Origin of the sequence: Streptomyces sp. NPDC008313, from assembly GCF_042956125.1 — a bacterium.
Classification (GTDB): Bacteria; Actinomycetota; Actinomycetes; order Streptomycetales; family Streptomycetaceae; genus Streptomyces.
This window is the reverse complement of sequence record NZ_JBIBFR010000029.1, coordinates 1-24923: the sequence shown is the minus strand read 5'-3', so window position 1 is coordinate 24923 and position 24923 is coordinate 1. Positions and strand designations below refer to the sequence as shown.

Annotated in this window: 23 protein-coding genes and 2 pseudogenes; 11 read left to right on the top strand and 14 right to left on the bottom strand. The window is 70.9% G+C overall.

The genetic code is table 11. The features are described from left to right. Positions 1 to 163 precede the first annotated feature (163 nt). Complete coding sequence (locus tag ACFY93_RS30055; protein ID WP_391364822.1) at positions 164 to 1387, bottom strand: ROK family protein; 1224 nt, start codon at positions 1385 to 1387, stop codon at positions 164 to 166. A 341-nt stretch (positions 1388 to 1728) separates the two neighbouring features. Between ACFY93_RS30055 and ACFY93_RS30050 the strand changes: the two genes are divergently transcribed. Together ACFY93_RS30050 and ACFY93_RS30045 are read left to right on the top strand one after the other, a co-directional pair. Beyond that, positions 1729 to 3453, top strand: coding sequence for a hypothetical protein (locus ACFY93_RS30050; protein ID WP_391364820.1), 1725 nt, complete (start codon positions 1729 to 1731; stop codon positions 3451 to 3453). A 97-nt stretch (positions 3454 to 3550) separates the two neighbouring features. Continuing rightward, positions 3551 to 5497, top strand: coding sequence for a sulfatase (locus ACFY93_RS30045; protein WP_391364818.1), 1947 nt, complete (start codon positions 3551 to 3553; stop codon positions 5495 to 5497). A gap of 86 nt (positions 5498 to 5583) precedes the next feature. Here the strand turns inward: ACFY93_RS30045 and dusB are convergent, their stop codons facing one another. Then, positions 5584 to 6738: a tRNA dihydrouridine synthase DusB gene (gene dusB, locus ACFY93_RS30040; RefSeq protein WP_391364816.1), complete on the bottom strand. Its 1155-nt coding sequence runs from the start codon at positions 6736 to 6738 to the stop codon at positions 5584 to 5586. Between the two features lie 102 nt (positions 6739 to 6840). On the opposite strand from dusB, the gene ACFY93_RS30035 reads away from it, so the two are divergent. Continuing rightward, positions 6841 to 8286, top strand: coding sequence for a DHA2 family efflux MFS transporter permease subunit (locus ACFY93_RS30035; protein WP_391364814.1), 1446 nt, complete (start codon positions 6841 to 6843; stop codon positions 8284 to 8286). Between the two features lie 113 nt (positions 8287 to 8399). Here the strand turns inward: ACFY93_RS30035 and ACFY93_RS30030 are convergent, their stop codons facing one another. Further along, positions 8400 to 9380 (bottom strand): helix-turn-helix domain-containing protein, encoded by a 981-nt coding sequence (locus ACFY93_RS30030; RefSeq protein WP_391364812.1) that lies wholly within the window; start codon positions 9378 to 9380, stop codon positions 8400 to 8402. Between the two features lie 100 nt (positions 9381 to 9480). On the opposite strand from ACFY93_RS30030, the gene ACFY93_RS30025 reads away from it, so the two are divergent. Next, entirely contained in the window at positions 9481 to 10914 is a 1434-nt protein-coding gene (locus ACFY93_RS30025; protein WP_391364810.1) for an MFS transporter, read from the top strand. Positions 10915 to 11015: 101 nt separating this feature from the next. On the opposite strand, the gene ACFY93_RS30020 is transcribed toward ACFY93_RS30025, so the two are convergent. Further along, positions 11016 to 12398 (bottom strand): glycine--tRNA ligase, encoded by a 1383-nt coding sequence (locus ACFY93_RS30020; protein ID WP_391364808.1) that lies wholly within the window; start codon positions 12396 to 12398, stop codon positions 11016 to 11018. A gap of 230 nt (positions 12399 to 12628) precedes the next feature. Here ACFY93_RS30020 and ACFY93_RS30015 point away from each other — a divergent pair, with 230 nt between their 5' ends. From ACFY93_RS30015 to ACFY93_RS30000, 4 genes are all read left to right on the top strand, one after another. Continuing rightward, entirely contained in the window at positions 12629 to 13615 is a 987-nt protein-coding gene (locus ACFY93_RS30015) for a metal ABC transporter solute-binding protein, Zn/Mn family (RefSeq protein WP_391364806.1), read from the top strand. A gap of 101 nt (positions 13616 to 13716) precedes the next feature. After that, positions 13717 to 14484 carry an ATP-binding cassette domain-containing protein gene (locus ACFY93_RS30010; RefSeq protein WP_391364935.1) on the top strand — a complete coding sequence of 256 codons (768 nt, stop codon included), beginning with the start codon at positions 13717 to 13719 and terminating at the stop codon, positions 14482 to 14484. After that, positions 14484 to 15383 (top strand): metal ABC transporter permease, encoded by a 900-nt coding sequence (locus ACFY93_RS30005; RefSeq protein WP_391364804.1) that lies wholly within the window; start codon positions 14484 to 14486, stop codon positions 15381 to 15383. Before ACFY93_RS30010 ends, ACFY93_RS30005 begins: the two co-directional genes overlap by 1 nt. 58 nt (positions 15384 to 15441) lie before the next feature. Further along, positions 15442 to 15879 carry a transcriptional repressor gene (locus ACFY93_RS30000; RefSeq protein ID WP_391364802.1) on the top strand — a complete coding sequence of 146 codons (438 nt, stop codon included), beginning with the start codon at positions 15442 to 15444 and terminating at the stop codon, positions 15877 to 15879. Between the two features lie 33 nt (positions 15880 to 15912). On the opposite strand, the gene ACFY93_RS29995 is transcribed toward ACFY93_RS30000, so the two are convergent. The 4 genes from ACFY93_RS29995 to ACFY93_RS29980 form a co-directional block, all read right to left on the bottom strand. Further along, positions 15913 to 16455, bottom strand: coding sequence for a YcxB family protein (locus ACFY93_RS29995; RefSeq protein ID WP_391364800.1), 543 nt, complete (start codon positions 16453 to 16455; stop codon positions 15913 to 15915). Positions 16456 to 16498: 43 nt separating this feature from the next. Beyond that, positions 16499 to 17350, bottom strand: a complete 852-nt coding sequence (locus tag ACFY93_RS29990; protein WP_391364798.1) for an isoprenyl transferase — start codon at positions 17348 to 17350, stop codon at positions 16499 to 16501. A 52-nt stretch (positions 17351 to 17402) separates the two neighbouring features. Continuing rightward, on the bottom strand, positions 17403 to 18149 hold the full coding sequence (gene recO / locus ACFY93_RS29985) for a DNA repair protein RecO (protein ID WP_391364796.1): 747 nt from the start codon (positions 18147 to 18149) through the stop codon (positions 17403 to 17405). Between the two features lie 115 nt (positions 18150 to 18264). Then, on the bottom strand, positions 18265 to 18510 hold the full coding sequence (locus ACFY93_RS29980) for a hypothetical protein (RefSeq protein WP_391364794.1): 246 nt from the start codon (positions 18508 to 18510) through the stop codon (positions 18265 to 18267). A 340-nt stretch (positions 18511 to 18850) separates the two neighbouring features. Here ACFY93_RS29980 and ACFY93_RS29975 point away from each other — a divergent pair, with 340 nt between their 5' ends. Next, a complete protein-coding gene (locus ACFY93_RS29975) occupies positions 18851 to 19684 on the top strand; it encodes a Scr1 family TA system antitoxin-like transcriptional regulator (RefSeq protein WP_391364792.1) in 834 nt (277 codons plus the stop codon). Continuing rightward, the gene (locus ACFY93_RS29970; RefSeq protein ID WP_391364790.1) at positions 19666 to 19965 is read left to right on the top strand and encodes a DUF397 domain-containing protein; all 300 of its coding nucleotides are present in this window, start codon (positions 19666 to 19668) and stop codon (positions 19963 to 19965) included. The genes ACFY93_RS29975 and ACFY93_RS29970 overlap by 19 nt, the downstream gene beginning before the upstream one ends. A 114-nt stretch (positions 19966 to 20079) precedes the next feature. On the opposite strand, the gene ACFY93_RS29965 is transcribed toward ACFY93_RS29970, so the two are convergent. The 5 genes and pseudogenes from ACFY93_RS29965 to ACFY93_RS29945 form a co-directional block, all read right to left on the bottom strand. After that, entirely contained in the window at positions 20080 to 20403 is a 324-nt protein-coding gene (locus ACFY93_RS29965) for a helix-turn-helix domain-containing protein (RefSeq protein ID WP_391364788.1), read from the bottom strand. Further along, positions 20400 to 20780 (bottom strand): type II toxin-antitoxin system RelE/ParE family toxin, encoded by a 381-nt coding sequence (locus ACFY93_RS29960; protein WP_391364786.1) that lies wholly within the window; start codon positions 20778 to 20780, stop codon positions 20400 to 20402. The genes ACFY93_RS29965 and ACFY93_RS29960 overlap by 4 nt, the downstream gene beginning before the upstream one ends. Positions 20781 to 20912: 132 nt before the next feature. After that, positions 20913 to 21374: a protein phosphatase gene (locus ACFY93_RS29955; RefSeq protein ID WP_391364784.1), complete on the bottom strand. Its 462-nt coding sequence runs from the start codon at positions 21372 to 21374 to the stop codon at positions 20913 to 20915. Between the two features lie 348 nt (positions 21375 to 21722). Further along, positions 21723 to 21911, bottom strand: a pseudogene (locus tag ACFY93_RS29950) (sugar ABC transporter substrate-binding protein); the annotation flags it as partial. Positions 21912 to 21949: 38 nt separating this feature from the next. Beyond that, positions 21950 to 22267: a transposase gene (locus tag ACFY93_RS29945; RefSeq protein WP_391364781.1), complete on the bottom strand. Its 318-nt coding sequence runs from the start codon at positions 22265 to 22267 to the stop codon at positions 21950 to 21952. Positions 22268 to 22405: 138 nt separating this feature from the next. Between ACFY93_RS29945 and ACFY93_RS29940 the strand changes: the two are divergent. Next, positions 22406 to 23086: pseudogene (locus ACFY93_RS29940) on the top strand (site-specific integrase); the annotation flags it as partial. Positions 23087 to 23845: 759 nt separating this feature from the next. On the opposite strand, the gene ACFY93_RS29935 reads toward ACFY93_RS29940, so the two are convergent. After that, complete coding sequence (locus ACFY93_RS29935; protein ID WP_391364779.1) at positions 23846 to 24880, bottom strand: polymorphic toxin-type HINT domain-containing protein; 1035 nt, start codon at positions 24878 to 24880, stop codon at positions 23846 to 23848. Between the last annotated feature and the right edge of the window lie 43 nt (positions 24881 to 24923).

The following is a 24923-nucleotide window of genomic DNA, read 5'->3' as shown; positions in this document are numbered from 1 at the left end:
CAGGGGTGGCGAGAATCACGCCGTCCGGCTGGGCTCGATGTCATCATGCGGACGCCCCGCCGGACACCCGGCGGACGGCCCGGCGAGGGGCGGTTCCGGCCCGTCCCGGCCCGTCCTGTTCCGGGGACCGCCCGGTTCCCCGGCCGCCCGGCCGCCGGGGGTCTCAGAGACCGAGGGCCGTGAGGCGGGTCTCGGCCCTGGTGGGGGCGTAGAGGTGGTCCACGACCAGGGCCGCCGCTCCGATGAGCGCGGAACGGTCGCCGAGGCGGGCGGCCACCACGTCCAGACGGGCGGTGGAGCGGGGCAGCGCCCGCTGGTAGAGCAGTTCCCGCACCCCCGTGAGGAAGGGGGTTCCGGCCAGATCGCCCGCGATCATCAGGACTCCCGGGTTGAGCAGGCTCACGACCGTCGCCAGCACCTCGCCGACATGCCGCCCCGCGTCCCGCGCCAGCGCCGTCGCCGCCGGATGCCCGGCCGCCAGCAGCTCCCGTACGTCGGAACCGGACGCGGCCGGCACCCCGGCGGCCGTCAGCAGCCCCGCCACCGCGCCTCCGCCGGCCACGGCGGCCAGACACCCGTACGAACCGCACCGGCACCGCGCCTCGGCGCCCGCCGGCACCCGGATGTGCCCGAGGTCGCCCGCGCCCCCGTCGACGCCCCGGTAGAGGGCGCCGTCGACGACCACGCCCGCGCCGATCCCGGTGGAGACCTTGACGAGGACGAACGCCGAACAGTCCGGATAGCCGGCGCGCTGCTCGCCGTACGCCATCACATCGGCGTCGTTCTCGACAAGTACGGGCACGTCCGCCGCTCCCCCGGGCGCCGCGCCGGCGAACGCGCGGGCGAGGGTTCCGGCGATGTCGTGGCCGTCCCAGCCCGGCATGATCGGCGGCTGCACGACGCGGCCGGTGTCACGGTCGACCGGACCGGGCACGCCGAGCCCGATACCGCAGACCGTGTCCGCCCGCCGTCCCGCCTGCTCCAGCAACCCGGCGAACCAGCCGCCGAGGGCCCCGAGGACCGCCACCGGGCCGTCCTCGACGAGCAGCACCCCGTGCCGCTCCGCCAGAATCTCGCCGGTGAGGGTGAGGACGGCCGCCCGGGCGTGGCGGGTGTCGAGGTCGGCGGCCAGCACCACGGCGTGACCGTCGTCGAACTCCAGGATGATCGACGGGCGCCCGCCCTGCGGGGAGTCGACCGGGCCTCCCGCGCCCTCGCGCAGCCAGCCCGCACGGAAGAGCCGGTCGAGGCGCTGGCCGATCGTCGCCCGGGACAGCCCGGTGGCCTCCCGCAGCGCCCCGCGCGTCGTGGCCCGGCCACTGCGCACCAGGTCCAGCAGATCCCCGGCACCGGCGTAGCCGCCCGCCTTCGCGCCTCTTCCGCTCATATACGCCCCCCTTATGCCTCAAGGTTTTGTATTACTTCTCAAGTTTTGCTTGTTAAATTGACGTAACTCTAGCGGCGCCGGTCAGCACCTCGATCTCTACCGGCGCCGCCCGAACCGCCGACCGTCGTCCCGGGGAGCCCCGCGTGGACCGCCGCCCAGCCCCAGTCCGAGCCTCAGCGCCAGCCGCAGTTCCATCCGTATGCACCGCCACGGACACGGCGTCTGCCGCAGCTCCCGTCGTCGGCCCCGGGTCCTGCGCGACCGCCGGGGCCACCGCGACCGCCGGGGCCACCACGACCGCCGGGGCCGGGAACGCGCACGCGGCGGCGACAGCGGCGGCGGTGGCCGTGCTGGAGGGGAACTGGACGGGGGCGTCGACGGTGCCGTCGCGGAGCCTGTATCCGCACCAGTGGTCCTGGGACTCCGCGTTCATCGCGATCGGCCTGCGCCATCTGTCGCCCTCGCGGGCGCGGACCGAGCTGGAGACGCTGTTCGACGCCCAGTGGGGGGACGGCCGCGTCCCGCACATCGTGTTCAACCCCTCCGTACCGCTCGACGCGTACTTCCCGAGCCCCGACTTCTGGCGCTCCTCCACGGCGGGAAGCGCGGCGGGCGCGCCCCGGTCCGTGCAGACCTCGGGCATCGTGCAGCCCCCGGTGCACGCGCTGGCGGCCTGGCTGGTCCACCGGGCCGACCCCGAGGGCTCGCGGGCGTGCGGGTTCCTGGAACGGCTGCGTCCGGGTCTGGCGGCCTGGCACCGGTACCTGCTGGAGCGGCGTGACCTGGGGGGCGGCGGGCTGGTCTCCGTGGTCCACCCCTGGGAGCAGGGCATGGACAACTCGCCGTGCTGGGACGCGCCCCTCGCCCGGGTCACCCCGGCGCCGCCCCACTCCTTCCGCCGCGCCGACCTCGACCACGGCGCCCCAGGGGACCGGCCGACGGAACTGGACTACGGGCGGTACGTGCGCCTGGCCGCCGACTACCGGGACCGGGGATACGCGGACGGGCCCGGCGAGGCCGCGTTCGCCGTCGAGGACCCGGCGTTCAACGCGCTGCTGATCGCGTCGGAGCAGGCACTGGCAGGGATCGAGGAGGAGCTGGGGGCCTGCGGGGCGAGCCGCCGCGCCGACGCCGACCGGCTGACGACGGCGCTGGTGGAGCGGCTGTGGGCACCGGCTGAGGGGATCTTCCTGTGCCGGGACGTCGGGGGTGCGGTGGGCGTGCGGGGTGGCGGCCTCGCCGGTTCCGCCAGCTCCGCCGGTTCCGCCGGTTCTGTTCCGGAGTCGCGGTGGCAGCGGCCGTCGCTCGGGGCGGCGGTCGTCCCCGGGCAGCGCTCCGAGAGCAGTGCTCTCGCTTCAGAGCAGCGCTCACCCGCCACGGATGAGAGCAGCGCTCTCGCTCTGGAGCACTGCTCCACCCCTGGCGACGGCGAGAGCACCGCTCTCGTAACAGGGCGCCGCCCTCTCGCCTCCGGCGACGAGAGCACCGCTCACACCTCGGAGCACCGCTCACACCCCGGTCGGCTCATCCCCCAGCGGAGCGTCTCGGGGCTGATCCCGCTGCTGCTGCCCACGCTGCCGGGTGACATCTCGGCCGCGCTCGTACGCACGGCGTGCGGGCCGCACTTCGGTGTCGGGGGCGCCGCCCGCCTCGTACCGAGCTACGACCTCACCGGCGACGCCTTCGACCCGGACCGGTACTGGCGCGGGCCGTCCTGGTTCAACACCGCCTGGCTGGTGGAGCGCGGACTGCGGCGGCACGGCGAGCGGGACCGGGCGGCCGCGCTGCGGGAGGAGTTCCTCAAGTGTGCCGCCCGCACCGGCTTCGCCGAGTACGTGACCCCCCGCACCGGCGAGGGACGCGGGGCGCGCGGCTTCAGCTGGACCGCCGCCCTCACCCTCGACCTGCTGCACGAGCCCGACCCGAGCGAGACCGGCCCGAGCGAGACCGACGCACCGGAGCCGGGCGCACCGGAGTCGGGCGCACACGGGCCCGGCGCGAGCGGACCCGGCGCGAGCGGGTCCGGCTTTGCCGGGAGTTTGCCGGTCCCCGGGCAGCGCGGCTGAACGCGCCCCCTGGCGGGGCCGTACGAGTGAACGGCGGGCCGGACTCCCCCAGCCGGCCTGCCACTCACTCGCGGCTGCGCACGGAAGGACCCTCGGGTTGCCTCTCAACACCGGCACACAGCGGACGGCGGACGGCACCCCGGACGAGCCGGCGGACACCACGCCGGACACCCCCACATCCGACGCCCCCGAAGCCGACGACACGGCAGGCGCCCCGGCCGACGACACGGCAGGCGCCCCTGCGACCGGCACGGCGACCGGCACAGCGAGCGCCGAGACCGAAGAACCGGTCGCCGCGAGCGAAACGCCGGACCCCGCAGCCGCAGCCCCGGCCCCGCCCCCCGGCCGACTCCGCTCCTCCCTCACCTCCCTCTCCACCTCCCCCCTCACCGTCGCCCGCGTCCTGCGCCGGACGGTCGACGTGCTCGCCGCCGTCCTCGTGCTCGGCGCGCTGCTCCTGCCCACCCGGCTCGGCAACCTCAGGGCGGCCGAGTTCGCCCGGCTCCCCGTGGAGGCGGTCTTCGGGGCGGCCGTGCTGACCCTGCTGCCGAGGCGGCCGAGGCTGGTGATGGCGTCGCTCGCCGGGGTGAGCCTGGGCGCGCTCACCGTCCTGAACCTCCTCGACATGGGCTTCCACGAGCTCCTCGGGCGCGGGTTCGACGTGGTGCTGGACTGGGTGCTGCTGGACGACGCCCAGTCGTATCTGGAGGACTCGCTCGGCCACTCCCGGGCGGTCGTCGCCGCCGTCGCCGTCGTGGTGCTCGTCGTCGCGCTGATCGCCGTCATGGCGCTGGCGACGGTCCGGCTGGCGGGTCTGCTGGGCCGCAACGGTGCCCGGACCGCGCCCGCCACCCTGGTGTTCGGGACCGTCTGGGTCCTCTGCGCGGCGACGGGCGTCCGGGTCGCCGGGGTGCCGGTCGCCTCCGAGCACACCGCCGGGCTCGTCCAGGACCGGGTGCAACGGGTGAGGGTGACCCTCAAGGACGAGCGGGAGTTCGCGAGGACGGCCAGGATCGACACGTTCGGCGACACCCCGGGCGACCGGCTGCTGACCGGGCTGCGCGGCAAGGACGTCATCTTCACGTTCATCGAGAGCTACGGCCGCAGCGCGGTCGAGGACCCGATCATGGCGCCGGGCGTCGACGCGACGCTCAAGGCGGGGACCGAGAGCCTGCGCGAGGCCGGGTTCGCGGCGAAGAGCGGCTGGCTCACCTCGGCGACGTACGGGGGAAGCAGTTGGCTGGGGCACTCCACGTTCCTGTCGGGACTGTGGATCGACAACCAGAACCGCTACCGGACCGTCACCTCGGGCGATCACCTGACGGTCACCGGCGCCTTCAAGCGCACGGGCGCCTGGCGGACGGTCGGCATCATGCCCGGCGTGCAGAAGAGCTGGCCCGAGGCGAAGTTCTACGGGCTGGACCACGTCTACGACTCCCGCGAACTCGGTTACCAGGGGCCGAAGTTCAGCTGGTCGACGATGCCCGACCAGTACGCGCTGACCGCGTTCGAGCGGCTGGAGCACGGCAGGAAGCACAGCAAGCCGCTGATGTCGGAGATCATCCTCACCTCCAGCCACCAGCCATGGGCACCGATCCCGAAGATGATCGACTGGGACCGGGTGGGCGACGGCTCGGTCTACGACGGCATCGAGAAGGCCGGCAAGAACCCGGCGAACGTCTTCTACGACTCCACGCGGGTGCGCACCGAGTACGGCAGGTCCGTCCAGTACTCGCTGAACAGCCTGATCCAGTACGTGGAGAAGTACGGCGACAAGAACACCGTGCTCGTCTTCCTCGGCGACCACCAGCCGATGGCCCGGGTCAGCGGCGAGCACGCGAGCCGTGACGTGCCGTGCGCGATCGTCGCCCACGACCCGAAGGTGCTGGACAGGATCGCCGGGTGGGGCTGGTCCGACGGGCTGCGGCCCGCGCACGACGCACCGGTCTGGAAGATGAGCGACTTCCGCGACCGCTTCCTGACCGCGTACGGCTCGACGCCCTCGACCCCGGCACCGGCACCGGCACCGGCACCCAAGAACTGACCGGCCAAGAACCGACCAGCCCAGAACTGCGCACCCAAGGACTGAGCACCCACCGACGCGCAACCCCCGCCCAGGCCCCGCCCGGATCAGCCGCCCGAGGTGTCCAGCTCCGCGTCCTCGCCGACGCCCGCGCAGTCGTACGGGTCCTTCAGCCAGCCGTCCGGCAGGACCACCCGGTTGTTGCCGGACGTGCGGCCGCGCGGCCCGTCCGCACCGGCGGGCCACGGCTGGTCGAGGTCCAGCTCCTCCAGCCCCTCGGAGAGCGCGGCGAGCGAGGAGGTGATGGCGAGGCGCTTGCGCATCTCGGAGCCGACCGCGAAGCCCTTCAGGTACCAGGCGACGTGCTTGCGGAAGTCGATGACGCCGCGCGCCTCGTCGCCGATCCACTCCCCGAGCAGGGTGGCGTGCCGGACCATGACCGCAGCCACCTCGCGCAGCGTGGGCCGTGCGTAGTCGCCCGTGCGTCCCTCGAAGGCCGCGACCAGGTCCGCGAAGAGCCACGGCCGGCCCAGGCAGCCGCGTCCGACGACCACGCCGTCGCAGCCGGTCTCCCGCACCATGCGCAGCGCGTCCTCGGCGGACCAGATGTCGCCGTTGCCGAGGACGGGGATCTCCGGGACGTGCTCCTTGAGCCGGGCGATCGCGTCCCAGTCGGCGGTGCCGCCGTAGTGCTGGGCGGTGGTCCGTCCGTGCAGGGCGATGGCGGTGACGCCCTCCTCGACGGCGATCCGCCCGGCGTCGAGGCAGGTGAGGTGGTCGTCGTCGATGCCCTTGCGCATCTTCATGGTGACGGGCAGGTCACCGGCGCCGGAGACGGCCTCGCGCACGATCGCGCGCAGCAGGTTCCGCTTGTACGGGAGGGCCGAGCCGCCGCCCTTGCGGGTCACCTTGGGCACCGGGCAGCCGAAGTTCAGGTCGATGTGGTCGGCGAGGTCCTCGTCCACGATCATGCGGACGGCCTTGCCGACGGTCGCCGGGTCCACGCCGTACAGCTGGATCGAGCGCGGCTTCTCGGCCGCGTCGAAGTGGATGAGCTGCATGGTCTTCTCGTTGCGCTCGACCAGCGCCCGCGTGGTGATCATCTCGCTGACGAACAGGCCCTTGCCACCGGAGAACTCCCGGCAGAGGGTGCGGAACGGCGCGTTCGTGATCCCGGCCATCGGCGCGAGGACGACGGGCGGCTGGACCGTGTGGGGGCCGATGCGCAGCGGGGCGGCGGGGGCGAGGGTGGGCGTGGACATTCCCCCATTGTCGCGCACTCGGCGGCGTGCCCCGCGTGGGCCCTGGACACCGGACCCATTCATTAGTTAGGCGCACTACCGAAATTGCCGTACGCTGAGGGGATGCCCGAGCTCAGTCACCGCCGCCGCTTTCTGGTGCTCGCGATCTGCTGCATGAGCCTGCTGATCGTCAGCATCGACACCACCGTCCTCAACGTCGCCCTGCCCTCCCTGCAGAAGGACCTGCACGCGAGCGTGGCGGGCATGCAGTGGACGATCGACGCGTACACCCTCGTCCTCGCCGCGCTGCTGATGCTGTCCGGCTCGACCGCCGACCGCGTCGGCCGCCGCAAGGTCTTCCAGACGGGCCTGGTGCTCTTCTCCCTCGGCTCGCTGCTGTGCTCCCTCGCGCCCAGCCTCGAACTCCTCGTCGTCTTCCGCATGGTCCAGGCGGTCGGCGGCTCGATGCTCAACCCGGTCGCCATGTCGATCATCACCAACACCTTCACCGACCCGCGCGAACGCGCCCGCGCGATCGGTGTCTGGGGTGCCGTCGTCGGCATATCGATGGCCGCCGGCCCCATGGTCGGCGGCCTGCTGGTGGACACGGTCGGCTGGCGGTCGATCTTCTGGATCAACCTCCCGGTGGGCCTCGCCGCCCTGCTGCTCACCATGCGCTACGTCCCCGAGTCCCGCGCCGCCAAGTCCCGCCGCCCGGACCCGGTCGGGCAGCTCCTGGTGATCGTCCTGCTCGGCTCCCTCACGTACGCGATCATCGAGGCGCCGAGTTCACCGGCCGCCCGGACCCTCGCCTTCGGCGCACTCGCCCTCGCCGCGCTCCTCGGCCTCGTACGGTACGAACGCCGGCGCGAGGAACCCCTCATCGACCTGCGCTTCTTCCGGTCGGCGCCGTTCAGCGGGGCGACGGTCGTGGCGGTCAGCGCGTTCGCCGCGCTCAGCGGCTTCCTCTTCCTGTCGTCGCTCTATCTGCAGAACGTGCGCGGGCTCGACGCCCTGCACGCCGGTCTGTGGATGCTGCCGATGGCCGTCATGTGCTTCGTCTGCTCACCGCTGTCCGGGCGGCTGGTCGCCGGCCGCGGCCCCCGGCTGCCGCTGCTGATCGCCGGGGTCGCGATGACCGCGAGCGGGGTGCTGTTCGCCGCGTTCGAGGCGGAGACGTCGAACGTCACGCTCGTCGCCGGGTACGTCCTGTTCGGCCTGGGCTTCGGCCTGGTGAACGCGCCCATCACCAACACCGCCGTCTCCGGGATGCCCCGCGCCCAGGCCGGTGTCGCGGCCGCGATCGCCTCGACCAGCCGCCAGATCGGCGGGGCGCTCGGCGTGGCCGTGGTCGGCGCTGTCCTGGCCTCGGGAGTGCGGTCGTCCGCGTACCGGGACACGTTCGTGTCGGCGTCCCGGCCCGGCTGGTGGATCATCGCGGGCTGCGGTCTGGCCGTTCTGATCCTCGGGGCGCTGACCAGCGGCCGCTGGGCCCGGGAGACGGCGCGCCGCACGGCCGACCGGCTGGAGACGGCGGAGATCCGGGAAGCGGTGGACGTACGGGGCTGACGCGCCCGCCGGGGGGCGAGCGACGCCCCCCGCGCCTCCGCCTCCGCCCCCGCCTCCTCCGCACCTCGCTTTCCCGCGCCCGGCCCCCGCCCCGTGCCGGCCTCAAGCGCGCCCTACGCCCGCCCTGCCGGCCGCCGCTCCAGGGCGATCTCGTGCAGCCTCTCCAGGCGCTCGCGCGACTCGCTGTCGGCCGGTGCGTAGGTCACCATGCGCAGGCCGTTGTGCGGGCCGAACCACAGGTCGGTGTGGTCGACGGTGAGCAGTCCGACCCGGGGGTTGCGGAACTGCTTGCGCTTGCCGTGCGGGCTGACGATCTCGTGCCGCTCCCAGGCATCCCGGAACTCCGGGGACTCCGCGTGCAGCCGGTTGAGGAGGACCTTCCAGGCGGGCTCGGCGAGGTGCTCGGCCATCGAGGCGCGGAACTTCGCCGCCATGATCCGCATGACCTCCTCGGCGTTCACGAGGGAATCGCGCCACTCCTGGTTGGTGGCGCACAGGATCATGCAGTTGAGGTCCGTCGGCGCCACCGAGGCGAGGTCGCAGAGCAGCAGCCCGTAGGTGCTGTTGTAGGCGAGGATGTCGTACCGGCTGTTCTGGATGCAGGCCGGGAGGGGCTCGAGCTGTTCGAGCAGGAGGCGCTGGGCTGCGGTGACCGGGGCGCAGTTCGAGCCGGGTGCGGGGTCGACGGCGGCGGCCAGGTTGAAGAGGTGGGCGCGCTCGCTGGTGTCGAGCCGCAGGGTACGGGCCAGCGCGTCGAGGACCTGGACGGAGACCTGGATGTCGCGGGCCTGTTCGAGCCAGGTGTACCAGGTGACGCCGACCGCGGAGAGATGGGCGACCTCCTCGCGGCGCAGCCCGGGGGTGCGGCGGCGCGGGCCGCGCGGCAGTCCGGCCTGTTCCGGGGAGATGCGTGCGCGGCGGCTGCGCAGGAAGGCGGCGAGTTCGTGCCGCCGCACCTCGGACGCGGAGCCGTCGCGCGGCGACGCGGAGCCGTCCGGGCCTGCGGGGGCCGCGGCGGGGGCCGCCGGGGGCGCCCCCTGGACCGCTGCCGTACGGTGCGCCATCGTGGTCGGGGTTGCCGCGTGCGTCGTCATGGGTCCAGCGTGCCGGACGGCCCACCCTGTTGCCAGGTACTTCTTGTACCAGGATAAGAAGACTCTGGTACCAGTCTCACGGCGGGACGAGTCTGTCCTCGTGACCGAAACCGGAACTCTCCACCGCAGTGCAGTCCGCACCCCCGCCGCGCCACCCGTACTCGGCGGCCTCGGACTGTTCACCGTGCTGCTCGGAGCGGCACTTCCCCTGATCGACTTCTTCATCGTCAATGTCGCCCTGCCGACGATCGGCCGGGACCTGAACGCGGGCGAGGCGGTCCTCGAACTCGTCGTCGCCGGGTACGGCGTCTCGTACGCCGTGCTGCTGGTCCTCGGCGGAAGGCTCGGTGACCTCTTCGGCCGGAGGCGGCTCTTCCTCGGCGGCATGGCCGCCTTCGGTCTGACGTCGCTGGCCTGCGGGCTCGCGCCCAGCGCCTGGACGCTGGTGGCGGCGCGCGTCGCCCAGGGCGCGGCGGCCGCGGTGATGCTGCCGCAGGTGCTCGCCACGATCCAGTCGACGACGGCCGGCGCCCGCCGCGCGAAGGCCATGGGTCTGTACGGCGCCACGGCCGGGCTGTCCATGGTGGCCGGGCAGATCCTCGGCGGCGTCCTGGTGGCGGCGGACATCGCGGGCAGCGGCTGGCGCTCGGTGTTCCTGGTGAACGTGCCCGTCGTCGTGGTCGGCCTGGTGCTGGCCGCCCGCGCCGTCCCGGAGACCCGCTCGCGCAACCCGGAGCCGGTCGACGGTCCCGGCACGGTACTGCTCGCCGTGTCGCTGCTGACGCTGCTGGCCCCGCTGACCGAGGGCAGGGCGGCGGGCTGGCCGCTGTGGACGTGGCTGGCGCTGGCGGCGTTCCCGTTCGCGGCCGCCGGGTTCTACCTGGTCGAGCGGCGGGAGGACCGCCGCGGCCGTACTCCGCTGGTGCCGCCGAGCCTGTTCGCGCTGACCTCGCTGCGCCGGGGGCTCGTCATCATCGTGCCGTTCTCGATCGGCTTCAGCGGGTTCATGTTCGTGATCGCGGTCGCGCTGCAGCGGGGCGCGGGCCTGGGTCCGGTCCCGGCGGGTCTCGCGCTCGCGCCGATGGCGGTGGCGTTCTTCGCCGTCTCGCTGTGCGGTCCGCGGCTGGTCGCCCGGTACGGCACGCGGGTCGTCACCGCGGGCGGCGTGATCCAGGCGGTCGGTGTGGCACTGCTGGCGCTGACGGCGTGGCGGTCGTGGCCGGACGTCGGCATCGTCGAGCTGCTGCCGGGCGCGGCGGTGGCGGGGGCGGGGCAGGCGCTCCAGCTCCCGGTGCTGTTCCGGGTGATCCTCTCCGAGGTTCCGCCGGTCCGGGGCGGTGTCGGCAGCGGTGTCATGATCACCACCCAGCAGTCGGCGCTGGCCCTCGGGGTGGCGACGCTGGGCACCCTGTTCCTGACGCTCGTCCCGTCGATGGGGATGCGCGACGCCCTGGTGGTCACCCTCCTGGTCCAGCTGGTGGTGATCGCCCTGACGACGGTGCTGAGTCTGCGGCTGCCACGGAAGGTCGGCTGAGGCGGCGCCGCCCCGGTCCCACCGGGCCGGGGGTGACCCGAAGGGCCCCGGGTTCCGTACGACCGTACGGAACCCGGGGCCCTTCGGGTGTGACGCGGGCGTCAGCAGCCGATCAGGCGGCTCGCGAGGTAGCCCTCGATCTGGTCGAGGGAGACGCGCTCCTGCTTCATGGAGTCACGCTCGCGGACCGTCACGGCGTTGTCGTCGAGGGTGTCGAAGTCGACGGTGACGCAGTACGGCGTACCGATCTCGTCCTGGCGGCGGTAGCGGCGGCCGATGGCGCCGGCGTCGTCGAACTCGATGTTCCAGTGCTGGCGCAGCGCCGTGGCGAGACCCTTGGCCTTCGGGGAGAGCTCGGGGTTGCGGGACAGCGGGAGGACGGCGACCTTGACCGGCGACAGGCGCGGGTCGAGGCGCAGCACCGTGCGCTTCTCCATCTTGCCCTTGGCGTTGGGCGCCTCGTCCTCGACGTAGGCGTCCAGGAGGAAGGCGAGCATGGCGCGGCCGACACCGGCGGCGGGCTCGATGACGTACGGCGTCCAGCGCTCGCCGGCCTCCTGGTCGAAGTAGGAGAGGTCCTGGCCGGAGGCCTTGGAGTGGGCGCCGAGGTCGTAGTCGGTGCGGTTGGCGACGCCCTCCAGCTCACCCCACTCGTTGCCGCCGAACTGGAAGCGGTACTCGATGTCGGCGGTGCGCTTGGAGTAGTGGGAGAGCTTCTCGGCCGGGTGGTCGTACCAGCGCATGTTCTCCTCGCGCATGCCGAGGCCGGTGTACCAGTTCCACCGCTCCTGCATCCAGTACTCCTGCCACTTCTCGTCCTCGCCCGGCTTGACGAAGAACTCCATCTCCATCTGCTCGAACTCGCGGGTGCGGAAGATGAAGTTGCCGGGCGTGATCTCGTTGCGGAAGGACTTGCCCATCTGGGCGATGCCGAACGGCGGCTTGCGGCGCGAGGTCTGCTGGACCTGGGCGAAGTTGGTGAAGATGCCCTGGGCGGTCTCGGGGCGCAGGTAGGCGACGGAGCCGCTGTCCTGCGTGGGGCCGAGGTGCGTGGAGAGCAGGCCGGAGAACTGCTTGGGCTCGGTGAAGGTGCCCTTGTTGCCGCAGTTGGGGCAGTTGAGGTCGGCGAGGCCGTTCTCCGGGAGGCGGTTGTGCTTCGCCTCGTACGCCTCCTCCAGGTGGTCCGCGCGGTAGCGCTTGTGGCAGGAGGTGCACTCGGTGAGCGGGTCGGTGAACGTGGCGACGTGGCCGGAGGCCACCCAGACCTCGGTCGCCAGGATCACGGACGAGTCGATACCGACGACGTCCTCGCGCGAGGTGACCATGTAGCGCCACCACTGGCGCTTGAGGTTCTCCTTGAGCTCGACACCCAGCGGCCCGTAGTCCCAGGCGGCGCGCTGGCCGCCGTAGATCTCACTGCACGGGAATACGAAGCCACGGCGCTTGCTCAGGCTGACGATGGTGTCGATCTTGTCGGCGGCCACGGTGCTCTCTTCATTACGACGACGGGCGACGAAGCGGTCGCGTCCGGGAGGCCGGGTGACCGGTTCGGAGCGGTTGCTTCAGAGCGAATGCCTCAGATTACCGGCGGGTGCGCCCCTCGGATCAAATCGGTTCGGTCCGCGTTGCCCACAGTGGTCGCATACCGGGGCGAAGCCGGGATCACAGGACCGCTTGTTGACAATCGTTTCCACTTTCATTGAAAATGACTGTCATGAACGCACGTCGACGCGGCCTCGCGCCCCTCCGAATAAAGACCGCCCGCATCGCGGTGGCCGCCGCCACCGCCCTCGGCCTGGCCGCGGCCCTCTCCGCCTGCTCGGACTCGTCCGCCGCCGACGGCGTGGGCAAGGGGCAGCTGGACGTGATCGCGTCGTTCTACCCCATGCAGTACCTCGCCGAGGAGATCGGCGGGAAGCACGTCCACGTCACCACGCTGACCGAGCCCGGCCAGGAACCGCACGACCTGGAGATCAGCGCCCGGCAGACCGCGCGCCTCCAGGACGCGGACGCCGTCCTCTATCTCAAGAGCCTCCAGCCCGCCGTCGACGACGCCGTGGCGCAGTCCGAGACGGAGACGAAGATCGACGCGGCCTCGCTGACCACCCTGGAGAAGCACGGAACCGAGGTCGGCGGGCACGCCGCCGAGCACGACGGCCACGCGCACGCGGAGGGCGCCGGGGCCGACCCGCACATCTGGCTCGACCCCGTGAAGTACGCCGAGGTCGCCCAGGGCGTCGGCAAGGCGTTCGAGAAGATGGACCCGAAGCACGCGGACCTCTACGAGAAGAACACCAAGGCGCTCGTCGAGAAGCTCGGCGCGCTCGACACCCGCTACAGGGACGGGCTCGCCCGCACCGGCAGCAAGGTCTTCATCACCACGCACGCCGCCTTCGGCTACCTCGCCGAGCGCTACGGGCTCACCGAGGAGGCCATCACCGGCCTCGACCCCGAGTCCGAGCCCAGCGGCAAGCGCGTGAAGGAGCTGGAGAAGACGGCGAAGGCCGACGGCGTCTCCACCGTCTTCTACGAGACGCTCGTGAGCGACAAGACCGCGAAGACCGTCGCCCGGGACGCGGGTCTGAGGACGGACGTCCTCGACCCGATCGAGGGCATCACCGGGAAGTCCCGCGGCGACGACTACATCCAGGTCATGGACGCGAACCTGAAGGCGCTCCAGAAGGCCCTGGGCACCAAGTGACCACCGTGAAGAAGCCCTTGGAGGACGCCGTGGAGCCCGACAAGCCCGTGGAGCCGCTGGACACCGGGGAGCCCGCGGGAGGGGCCGGCCCCGGCGACGGGGTGCGCGAACCCGTCATCACCCTGCGCCGGGTGACCGCCGACCTCGGCTCGCGCCCCGTCCTGCGCGGCATCGACCTGACCGTGCGCCGCGGCGAGGTCGTCGCCCTGCTCGGCGCCAACGGCTCGGGCAAGTCGACCGCCGTCCGCAGCATCATCGGCCAAGTCTCCCTCAGCGGCGGCGAGATCGAGCTGTTCGGCACCCCCAAACGCCGCTTCCGCGACTGGCGGCGCGTCGGCTACGTCCCGCAGCGCACCACCGCCGCGGGCGGCGTCCCCGCGACGGTCACCGAGATCGTCGCCTCCGGACGGCTCTCCCGCACCCGCTTCGGGCTGCTGCGCCGGGCCGACCACGAGGCCGTACGCGCCGCACTCGCACGCGTCGGCATGGCCGACCGCGCCAAGGACTCCGTCGACGCCCTCTCCGGCGGCCAGCACCAGCGCGTCCTCATCGCCCGCGCCCTCGCCTCCGAGCCCGAGCTGCTGATCATGGACGAGCCGATGGCGGGCGTCGACCTCGCGAGCCAGGACATCCTGGCGGCGACCCTGCGCGAACAGGTCGCCCAGGGCACCACCGTCCTGCTCGTCCTGCACGAACTCGGCCCGCTGGAGCCGCTGATCGACCGCGCGGTCGTCCTGCGCGACGGCTGCGTCCTGCACGACGGCCCGCCCCCGGCCGCGGTGGGCCAGCATGCCCTGCCCGGCCACGACCACGTACACCCGCACGCGGCTCATGACGCCGAACCGATCCGGACGGGACTGCTGAGCTGATGGACATCCTCGACTACGCCTTCATGCAGCGGGCACTGCTCGCCGCCGTCCTGGTCGGCATCACCGCGCCCGCCATCGGCATCTACCTCGTGCAGCGCCGCCAGGCCCTGATGGGCGACGGCATCGGGCACGTCGCGCTGACCGGCGTCGGCCTCGGCTTCCTGCTCTCCGCGTCCCCGGTCTGGATGGCGACGGCCGTCTCCGTCCTCGGCTCGGTCCTCATGGAGCTGATCCGCTGGTACGGGAAGACCCGCGGCGACATCGCGCTCGCCATGCTCTTCTACGGCGGCATGGCCGGCGGCGTCATGCTCGTCAACATCTCGGGCGGCTCCAACGCCAACCTCGTCTCGTACCTCTTCGGCTCCCTCTCCACGGTCAGCGAGAGCGACGTCACGGCGATCTGCGTACTCGCCGCCTTCGTCGTCCTCGTCTCCGTCGGGCTGCGCCGCCAGCTCTTCGCGGTCAGCCAGGACGAGGAGTTCGCCCGCGTCACCGGACTCCCGGTGCGCGCGCTGAACCTGCTCACCGCCGTCACCGCCGCCGTCACCGTCACCGTCGCCATGCGGGTCGTCGGACTGCTGCTGGTCTCCGCGCTGATGGTGGTGCCGGTCGCCGCCGCGCAGCAGCTCAGCCGGAGTTTCGCGGCGACCTTCGCGATCGCCGTCGCCATCGGCGTGAGCGTCGCCCTCGGCGGCACGGTGACGTCGTTCTACCAGGACGTCCCGCCCGGCGCGACGATCGTCCTGCTGACCATCGCGGCCTTCATGGTCCTCACCGCGCTCGCCACCCCGCTCGCCCGCCGGAGGGCCCGCGTCCGGGAACGCGACCGCGCGTCCGGGGACCCCGCCGAGTGCGCGATTCCGGCCACCCGGGCCCCGGCGGAGCACGTCGGAACCTGACCGCGCACAGGCCGGGCTGGCACAATGGCCGGGCAAGGGCAGACGCGAGGAGGCAACGGTGACAACCGCTGGATCGCCCGTACGGGGCCGTTCCACCCGGCAGCGTGCCGCTGTGGCGGCGGCACTCGACGAGGTGGACGAGTTCCGCAGTGCGCAGGACCTCCACGACATGCTCAAGCACAAGGGCGACTCGGTCGGGCTGACCACCGTCTACCGCACCCTCCAGTCCCTCGCCGACGCCGGCGAGGTCGACGTCCTGCGCACCTCCGAGGGCGAGTCCGTCTACCGCCGCTGCTCCACCGGCGAGCACCACCACCATCTCGTCTGCCGCGTCTGCGGCAAGGCGGTCGAGGTCGAGGGCCCGGCCGTCGAGAAGTGGGCGGACGCCATCGCGGCGGAGCACGGATACGTGAACGTCGCGCACACCGTGGAGATCTTCGGCACCTGCGCGGACTGCGCCCGGTGCGAGGACAAGACCGGGGCCACGGCGGGCTGAGCGACAGGCCGGGCCAGGCCGGGCCAGGCCGGGCTAGGCGCGGCTCAGGTTGCGGTCGAGCAGGGCGCGCAGGCGGGCCACGTCCTGAGGACCCCGCGCCCCGCGCTTCGGCAGCAGCACCACGGCGTACGGGGCGCGCCCCAGCAGCACGAAGGCGCGGCGCGTCTCCGCGTACCCCGCCATCCGCTGCCAGCGGGCCGGATCGCTCCCCCGCGTGTGGGTGACCGTCACACCCCAGTCGTCCACGACCGCCCGGTGCTCGCCCCGTGCCGCCGCCCGCCGGTGCACGTACCGGGCCTGCCACCAGGGCAGGACGACGAGCCCCAGCAGCGCCACTGCCAGCATCACCGGCACCTTGGGATCCGCCCGGCCGCCGAGGGCCAGCGGCAGCGCGCCCCCGAGCACGCCCAGCAGGGCCGATCCGACCAGGAGCCCGCGCCCCCAGCGGCCGGCGGCCGAGGCACTCTCGGAGGCGCGCAGGGCCTCACGGAACTCCCCGGCCGTGGCCCGGTAGACGAGTTCGACACGGCCGGCGGGGTCGCCGACGTCACCGGTGCCCGCACGCCGTCCCGTCATCCCGCACCCCGATCTCCCGGCAGGCCCGCCGCCCCGTCCCCTGTCAGTTACCCTCGGGCCGGCCCTTCATCGCCTGCTCCATGGCGAGCAGTTGCTCGTTCGGCACGGCGCCGCCGAAGCGGCGGTCGCGCTGGGCGTACTCGACGCAGGCCCGCCACAGGTCGCGGCGGTCGAAGTCCGGCCACAGCACGTCCTGGAAGACCATCTCGGCGTACGCGCTCTGCCAGAGCAGGTAGTTGGAGGTGCGCTGCTCGCCGCTCGGCCGCAGGAAGAGGTCCACGTCCGGCATGTCCGGGTAGTAGAGGTACTTGGCGAACGTCTTCTCCGTGACCTTCGCCGGGTCCAGCCGCCCGGCCCGCACGTCCTCGGCGAGGGCCTGCGCCGCGTCGGCGATCTCGGCACGGCCGCCGTAGTTCATGCAGAAGTAGAGCGTGAGACCGTCGTTGTCCTTGGTCTGCTCCTGGGCGATCTCCAGCTCCCTGGCCACCGACTTCCAGAGCTTGGGCATCCGGCCCACCCAGCGCACCCGGATACCGAGCTCGTCGAGCTGGTCACGGGTCTTGCGGATGAAGTCGCGGTTGAAGTTCATCAGGAAGCGCACCTCGTCCGGCGAGCGCTTCCAGTTCTCCGTGGAGAAGGCGTACAGGGAGATCGCCCCGACGCCTATCTCCAGCCCGCCCTGCAGCACGTCGAGCACCCGCTCGGCGCCGACCTTGTGCCCCTCGGTGCGCGGCAGCCCGCGCTCCTTGGCCCACCGGCCGTTCCCGTCCATGACGATCGCCACGTGCTTCGGGATCAGCTCACCGGGGAGCTTGGGCGCGGTCGCACCGGACGGGTGCGGCTGAGGCGCTCTGTACTCGCGGCGCCGGCGTCCCAGGATCCCGCGTACGGCCATGTGCTTCTCGTCTCCCTCGGTTCCGCTGCCGGGCGTCCGTCCCCCGGCGCCCCTACTTTTCCACGTAACGGAGTGAGCGCAGACCGCGCTCCAGGTGCCAGTGCAGATAGGCCGACACCAGGCCGCTGCCCTCCCTCACGTGCCGCGCCTCGCACGCGTCCGCGGTCTCCCAGTCGCCCGTCAGCAGCGCGCCGAGCAGTTCCAGGGCCTGCGCCGAGGGTACGACGCTGCCGGGGACCCGGCAGTCGGCGCAGACGGAACCTCCCGCCGCGACCGAGAAGAACCGATTCGGCCCCGGCATCCCGCACTTCGCGCACGCGCTGAAACTGGGCGCGTAGCCGTTCACGGCGAGGGAGCGCAGCAGAAACGCGTCGAGCACGAGATGCGGCTCGTGCTCACCGCGGGCGAGCGTGCGGAGCCCGCCGACCAGCAGCAGGTACTGCTGCACGGCAGGCTCCCCCTCGTGGTCGGTGAACCGCTCCGCCGTCTCCAGCATCGCGGTCCCCGCGGTGTAGCGGGCGTAGTCCGTGACGATCCCGCCACCGTACGGAGCGATGGTCTCGCTCTGCGTGCACAGCGGCAGCCCGCGCCCGACCAGTTCGCCGCCGCGCGCGAAGAACTGCACGTCGACGTGCGAGAACGGCTCCAGCCGGGCGCCGAACTTCGACTTCGTCCGCCGCACCCCGCGCGCCACGGCCCGCACCCGCCCGTGCCCACGCGTGAGCAGGGTGATGATGCGGTCCGCCTCACCCAGCTTCTGGGTGCGCAGCACGATGCCGTCGTCGCGGAACAGACTCATGCGGTCCATTCTCGCCTACGGCACGGACACCCCGGGCGGGGCGTACGGGGGCGGGGCGCACGGCGCACGGCGCACGGCGCACGACGACGGGGCGATGACCTCCGTCACATCCCCTTCAAGGCACCTCGCCACGACTGCGCGCGTTCGCGTACGCCGTCGCCGCGCTGAGCCGCTCCGCGGGGGTCGCCCGCCGGACGGACTCCGGGACGCAGTCCCACTCCCGTCCGCCCCCGTACGGCCTCAGCTGCACATACGGTCCCTCCTGTCCCATCACCAGTCCCACCTCTCCCGTGCGGGTGTCCACGGCGTATTCGCCGACCGCGTACTCGCCGGCCGCGTGTTCGCCGGCCGCCGGTTTCATCGCAGCGCCGCCGCGAGCCGGGCCGCCACGGCGACGGAACACCGGCCCAATTCGACCAGCGGACAGGGGGCCTCGCGCGCCAGGGTTGCCGGGTCGACCCCCAACGACGGCAACGTGATTCCGGCCTTCGCGAGAGCTGCCCGCAATTCCTTCACCGATTCCTCCGCCTCTTCGACGCACAGCGCCGAGTGTCGTCCCCCGAGTGGTACGTGTTCAGCCTTCACACTGTTCCCCTGACCAGTCGCGTTTCACTCTTCGAGTCTCCATGGTCACTCTCCGCGCCTACACTCGACAGGAGTCTGTCCGCTACAACTGCGGGGCAGCGGAAGGGGGTTTCGCCATGGCCAAGGGTTCCCGTCAGGCGGCCTGGGAGTTCTTCGGAACGGAACTGAAACGACTCAGGGAAGACGCCGGTTTCACCCAGGTCGAACTGGGCGCAAGAGTTTTCGTTTCCGGCGGATACATCGGCCAGTTCGAACAGGCAATCAGAAAGCCTCAGTTGGACGTGGCCCAACGGATCGACGAGATCCTGGCGACGGGGGGTTTGTTCGAACGGACGTGGCGGAAGCTGATCGAGGATCAGCCGTACACCGAGTACTTCGCGCACGTGGTGGAACTCGAGAGTCTGGCGACGGACATCTGCGAGTACGCGCCCATGGTGGTGCCTGGCCTGCTACAGACCGCTGACTACGCCCGGGCGATCTACCTCGCGAGCAACCCACTCGCCACTGACGACTACATCGAGGAAATGGTCAGAGCCCGCTTGGATCGCGCCGGGATCCTCGCCGATGCGGCAAGACCGGTGTACTGGGCCGTTCTGCACGAGGCCCTGCTGCGCACGCCGGTCGGCAACCCCCGCACGATGGCTGAACAACTGGACCACCTGGCCGCCATCGCTCGTCAGCGGCGGGGACTCGTGCAAGTACTCCCGTTCGCAGCCGGGGCCCACCCGGCGATGGGCAAGATGATGACGCTCATGGAGTTCGCGGATGCCCCGCCAACGGCCTATACAGAGGCCGTGCTTTCGGGGAATCTGCTGGACGAACCAGCCGTAGTGAAGCGCATCCAAGCGCATTACGATCTGTTGAGGGCCGCTTCCCTGTCACCGGAGGCATCCCTTGCCCTGATCGAGTCGGCGGCGGAGGACCACAGACGATGCGCACGTACGACCTGAGCCACGCCCACTGGCGCAAGAGCACCTACAGCGACGGCAACGGCGGCAGCTGCGTCGAGGTCACGCACGACTTCGTAGATGCCGCCCGCTGGCGCAAGAGCACCTACAGCGGTGGCGACGGCGGCGAGTCCTGCCTCGAAGTCGCCGACGGAGTCGCCGGTGTCGTGCCCGTCCGGGACAGCAAGGTTCCGCGGGGCGCGGTTCTCCTCGTCAGCCCGTCCGCCTGGACGGAATTCATCGGCGCCGTAACCGAGTTGAGCCCGCAGCCCGCCGTCAAGTGACCGCCCGAACCGCGCCGCTGCCTCACGGCCCGGGAGGCAGCGGCATGACCACCATTTCGGCGAGGTCGGCGACTTCCACCGACCGGTGTCGCGCTCACGGGCTATGGCTGCCGGTCAACCGACCTTCCGCAGCTCACCGTCGCCGAAGACCGCGACCATCACCAGATTGCCACCGAGCGCCTCCACGTAACGGGCCACGACCTCCGTCGTGGAGACCTGGCCGCTCTCGATCTGTGAGACCCGGCCCTTGCTCACGCCCATACGGGCCGCCACCTGCGCCTGGGTGTACCCGCGCTCCTGCCGCATGTCGACGAGCCGCCACGCCTGCGCCTCCGCGAGCATGCGCTGGGCCCCTTCGAGGAAGCCGTCCGGGCCGCCGGCCAGCTCCTCCGCTCGCTCCCGATGCCCACTGGTCGACCACTTGACGTATCCAGTCACTTCTTGGCCTCCTTCTCCCGATCAGCCACATACTGCGCGTACCTGCGCTCAGCGAGGGGAATCGCCTCTGCGTACCAATCAGCCCAGCGCGCTGCCTTGTCACCCGCTACCAGCAGGATCGCGGAGCGCCATGGATCGAACATGAACAAGACACGCACCTCACTCCGTCCCGCCGAGCCGGGGCGCAGCTCCTTGAGGTTGTGCAGGGCCGACCCCTTGATCCGGTCGACCAGGGGCCGCCCCTCTGCGGGGCCACGGCAGGCCAGGATCCAGATGGCCTGGTTCACCAGCCCGTACGAAGTCGGGTCGGCCTTCTCGAGCTCATGAAGCCACTGATCCACTTCGTTGGTCAGGTAGACGTCCCATTGCTCTTCCACCTTCGTTCCCTTCGCGAGTTTAGTATTCACTAAACTCGCGTAGACCGCAGGCGTGTGCACACATACAGCGTCTTCACCCGTACGGGTCTCGTCCGAGGTGCACCCGGCTCGCGAGGAGGGGCTCCCCGCTGCTCAGCCGGTGAATCCCCGCACATACCGCCGCTGCCAAGGTGTCTCGACCGCACGGCGGTCGTAGTGGCGGCGGACGTAGGCGACCGCTTCGTCCGGAGGGACGCCGTCGAGCACGGCCAGGCAGGCCAGGGCCGTGCCGGTGCGGCCCCGACCGCCGCCGCAGGCCAGTTCGACGCGGTCGGTGGCGGCGCGGGCCAGGGCGTCGGTGAACAGGCGGTGGGCAAGGGCGCGGTCGCCGGGGAGGCGGAAGTCCGGCCAGCGCAGCCAGCGGGACTCCCAGGGGACCTCGGGAGGCGTGCGGCCGAGCAGGTACACCGCGTACGTGGGCGCCGGGCCCGGCGGCAGCGGGCGGCGCAGGGCGCGGCCCCGGACCAGCCTGCCGGACGGGAGGCGCAGAACGCCGGGGGCCGCCGGGTCCCAGGGCTCGGTCGCGGGGATCTGAGGCTGGGCGCGCTCGGTCACCGGGTCAGCGTACGAGAGCGGGCCGGGTCCGGGCGGCCGGCTACCGGGCCAGGGACCGGATCCCGTCGGCCACCCGCGACGCGGAGACGGGGCGGGCGGCGGGACTGCACCGGCCGCAGGCGATTTGGAGGGGACGGCGTCCGCCGTCCGGAGGACAATCGCCCCGAGTCAGGGTCCTGGATCGCCCGAGCCGCGGGGAGGGAGACTCCATGAGCTGGTCGTGTTCCGGTTCCGGGATCACTGGGCCCACGCGCGAGACAGCCACCGCTCGGCCGCCACGATCGACGCCGGAGACGTTTTGGCTACGGGGTGCGGGCCGGTGGCCGAGGCCGCACCGTTCATCTGGATTCAGCTGGTGCGGTACTTCGCCGCCGTCGCCTGGGCGAGGTCCTGGGATTTCTGCAGGGCGGTGTCCACCGATTGCCTTCCGGCGATGGCCGAGCTGATCTCCTGGGAGACCTTGTCGCCGAGATCAGCGAACTCGGGGATGTCCACGTACTGGATACCCGTGTAGGGGCGGGGGCTGACGCCCGGGTTCCCAAGGCCATTGCGTGATCGCGATCTGTCCGGGTTGATCACGTAAGACCGAGAGCTGCCAGAGGCCGCCGGTAGTCGCGGCCGGTGTGACGGAGGGCGGCGGCGATGTTGGTATCACCGTTCTGCCGGAAGATGCTGATGGCGAGGTTGCGAAGGCTGGCCATGGTGCGGGGCAGGTGTCCGGTGCGGACCTTGGAGTCGTCCTCGCGGAAGGTCCGGTCACGGACGTGGTGCAGGAGATTCTCGATGCCCCAGTGACCTCTGATCCAGGAGGCGAGTTCGGCCGGGGTGGCGTCGAAGACGTCCAGGCTCGTGATCACGTAGACCCGCTCGATCGTCAGCTTGCCCGTGCTCAACTCCCGTCGCCACCGGACGATCTGGACGGCCTGGCAGGCACCGGGATAGTCGAGATGCCGGAAGGCGGCGACCTTGAGGCGACGGATCTCGTCACGGTGGTGGGCACGGTCGCGGGTGCGGTGGTCCAGCGGGATCCCGCACCCCGCCCCCGCCGCTTCAAGCCCTTCACCGCGAGTGAGGCCCGGCAGTTCCTTCACGCGGCCAGCAGCGACCGGCACCAAGCCCTGTACGAACTCGCCCTGCGCACCGGACTCCGCAAGGGCGATCTCCTCGGGCTGCATTGGGACGACCTCGACCTCAACACGGGAACCGCCGCCATCCACCGTTCCCTCCAGCGCACCCGCACCGGCGGCCTGACCACCCTGCACACCAAGACCCGCGCATCCGAACGCCGCATCGCCCTCCCCACCGAATGCATCAACTCCCTGAAGGCTCAACGAGAACAGCAGGAGGAAGCACGCCGGGCCGCGGGGACGGGCTGGTTGGACAACGGCCTCGTGTTCACCACCCTCACCGGCGGCCCTCTCGAACCCGCCAACCTCACCCGCAGCTTCAGCCGACTCCTCAAGAGCGCGGGACTTCGACGCATCCGGTTTCACGACCTGCGGCACTCGACCGCCACCCTGCTCCTGGAACAGGGCGTCGACCTCGTCGTGATCAAGGAGTTGTTGGGTCACGCCCACATCGGCGTCACCGCCGGCGTCTACGCCCACGTCCGACTCCGCCTCCAGCGCCAGGCCATCAACACCCTCGGCAACGCCCTCATCCCCACCGGCAACGCCCCCGACGACCCACCGGCCGCAACCGTCGTCCGCTGACGTTGCCGTCACCGTTGCCGTCAAAGCCCCGAAGGCCCGAAGGCCCGCCGGAAGCATTCCGGCGGGCCTTCGGTAAATCCTCGACGAAATCAAATCCGACGGAGATTAGCCTGCTCATCCCTGAACGTCGACATCGTCTTCACCATCGGAGATGTCTCGGATATTCCGAGAAAATCAGCCAGCGTCTCGCAATTCTTCAATCGAGGCAGAAATTAGGCCAAGATTCCCCTCTAGCCCGGCTAGCCCCTGAGCGCTCTCCAGGAAATATACGGATCGAGACCTAAGCTCGCTATTAAATAGCCCACACATGAGAATTAGGTCGATACAAGCCGTACGAGAATCAAGCGTTGTACTCGTTTCAAGAATCTCAACGTAGGCCGGGTACCCTAGGCTGATCTCTTTCATGCACTCCGCTTCGGATGCTGGACCGTATACGCCCGGATCCTCCTCGCTGACCACGGCGGCCGAAATATCCGAGAGGAGCCCTAGAATTAGATCTTCAGAATAGTCCGAGCAGCGCCATAGGCAATGAACGAGACCAGACGCCAAGGCGGTTGAGGCTTCACATAGAAGTCCTTGCGCGAATACGACCTGCTCTACCCGGTGCGCAGCGCCCACTGCAACCTCCCGGCCGCCAGCATGGGCGAGGTCCCGGAGGGCGTCCCCGAGTGCACGAGCATCACCAGAGACCCCTTGGAGCGATCCCCAGGAATGCCGTCTCAGTTCAAGGTCCATATCGGCCCCAACCACCCTTAAGCGTTATTCATCGAAGAGTCTCAATACGTCCGAATCGAACACTGTACCCGCCCCCTTGAACCCACCACGACCGAACTGGCCTTCACATGAGACGCAGATATTGATCGGCGCCCCAGTTCGAGGCCTTACGGCAGCAGTGAATACAATTTTCGACGGATCGCCGCCGAGCTGATTGACAACGCAAGTCTCTGCGCAGACACCCTTAGACGATGCACCTGCGGCGTACTGCCCGGTCTCCGTATTGTAGCCAGCTGTGACAGTAGCCGGCCTCTTCCGATTGGAGAGCTGGGCCATTTCTCCGGCGTACTCATCTCGAAGCCCTTCCGCCTTCGACATGAGCTCATCTGGGCCCAGACCCGCACCATCTCGGGGACCCGTTCCGCAATTGTGAACCAGGACCGGGGTGGCCCCCGCCAGCACATAGTACGTGTGAAGGTCAGCGATGGTGAGGTTGTGGACGGTGGCCTGAGCGGCCGTCCAGCGTTTTACCGCGGTGATCTGGATGTGAGTGCCGGTGCTGGTGCGGAGCCATTGGCCGGCGTGCAGGTCGGTGGCGTCGATCCAGTCGTTGAGTTCCGGGACCCAGAAGGGGTGGCCGTCGGTCGCGGTGACCGAGGACGTGTTCATCGGCGCCGCCTGCTTCGCCGCCTTCTTGCCGCCGACGTTCATGGTGATCTGGACCAGGTGTTTGACGCCCTGACCCTTGATTTCGGCGGTCACCGTCTTGATGGTGGATTCACCGGTTTCCGGGTCGGTGGCCTTCACCTTGTCGCCGATCCGTACGTCCTTGATGGCCTTCGTGCTTCCGTCGGCCATCAGGACGCGGGTGTCTGGCGTGAAGCTGTTGGCGAGGCAGCTGACGCCTTCGTCGGGGTCTGCCTTCTTCGCGATGCTCTCGAGTTTGTCCGCTCCCTTCTCGAACTTGCGCCAGGCCTTGAAGTTGTCGATGACGTCGTCGACCAGGCCGACGATGCGCTTGCCGAGCGTGAACCGCCCCGTGTCGAATGGAGACTCGATTTCATGAAAGGATCGAGTCATGGCACGACCGTCCCGTTACCCGCTTGAGCTGCGCCGTCGCGCG

Coding starts and splice junctions, on each gene's coding strand:
- ACFY93_RS29935 (WP_391364779.1), bottom strand. CDS start 24,880: ATGACTCGATCCTTTCATGAAATCGAGTCTCCATTCGACACGGGGCGG.
- ACFY93_RS29975 (WP_391364792.1), top strand. CDS start 18,851: ATGGCCAAGGGTTCCCGTCAGGCGGCCTGGGAGTTCTTCGGAACGGAA.
- ACFY93_RS30055 (WP_391364822.1), bottom strand. CDS start 1,387: ATGAGCGGAAGAGGCGCGAAGGCGGGCGGCTACGCCGGTGCCGGGGAT.
- ACFY93_RS29980 (WP_391364794.1), bottom strand. CDS start 18,510: ATGAAACCGGCGGCCGGCGAACACGCGGCCGGCGAGTACGCGGTCGGC.
- ACFY93_RS30015 (WP_391364806.1), top strand. CDS start 12,629: ATGAACGCACGTCGACGCGGCCTCGCGCCCCTCCGAATAAAGACCGCC.
- ACFY93_RS30030 (WP_391364812.1), bottom strand. CDS start 9,380: ATGACGACGCACGCGGCAACCCCGACCACGATGGCGCACCGTACGGCA.
- ACFY93_RS29970 (WP_391364790.1), top strand. CDS start 19,666: ATGCGCACGTACGACCTGAGCCACGCCCACTGGCGCAAGAGCACCTAC.
- ACFY93_RS29995 (WP_391364800.1), bottom strand. CDS start 16,455: ATGACGGGACGGCGTGCGGGCACCGGTGACGTCGGCGACCCCGCCGGC.
- recO (WP_391364796.1), bottom strand. CDS start 18,149: ATGAGTCTGTTCCGCGACGACGGCATCGTGCTGCGCACCCAGAAGCTG.
- dusB (WP_391364816.1), bottom strand. CDS start 6,738: ATGTCCACGCCCACCCTCGCCCCCGCCGCCCCGCTGCGCATCGGCCCC.
- ACFY93_RS29990 (WP_391364798.1), bottom strand. CDS start 17,350: ATGGCCGTACGCGGGATCCTGGGACGCCGGCGCCGCGAGTACAGAGCG.
- ACFY93_RS30035 (WP_391364814.1), top strand. CDS start 6,841: ATGCCCGAGCTCAGTCACCGCCGCCGCTTTCTGGTGCTCGCGATCTGC.
- ACFY93_RS30005 (WP_391364804.1), top strand. CDS start 14,484: ATGGACATCCTCGACTACGCCTTCATGCAGCGGGCACTGCTCGCCGCC.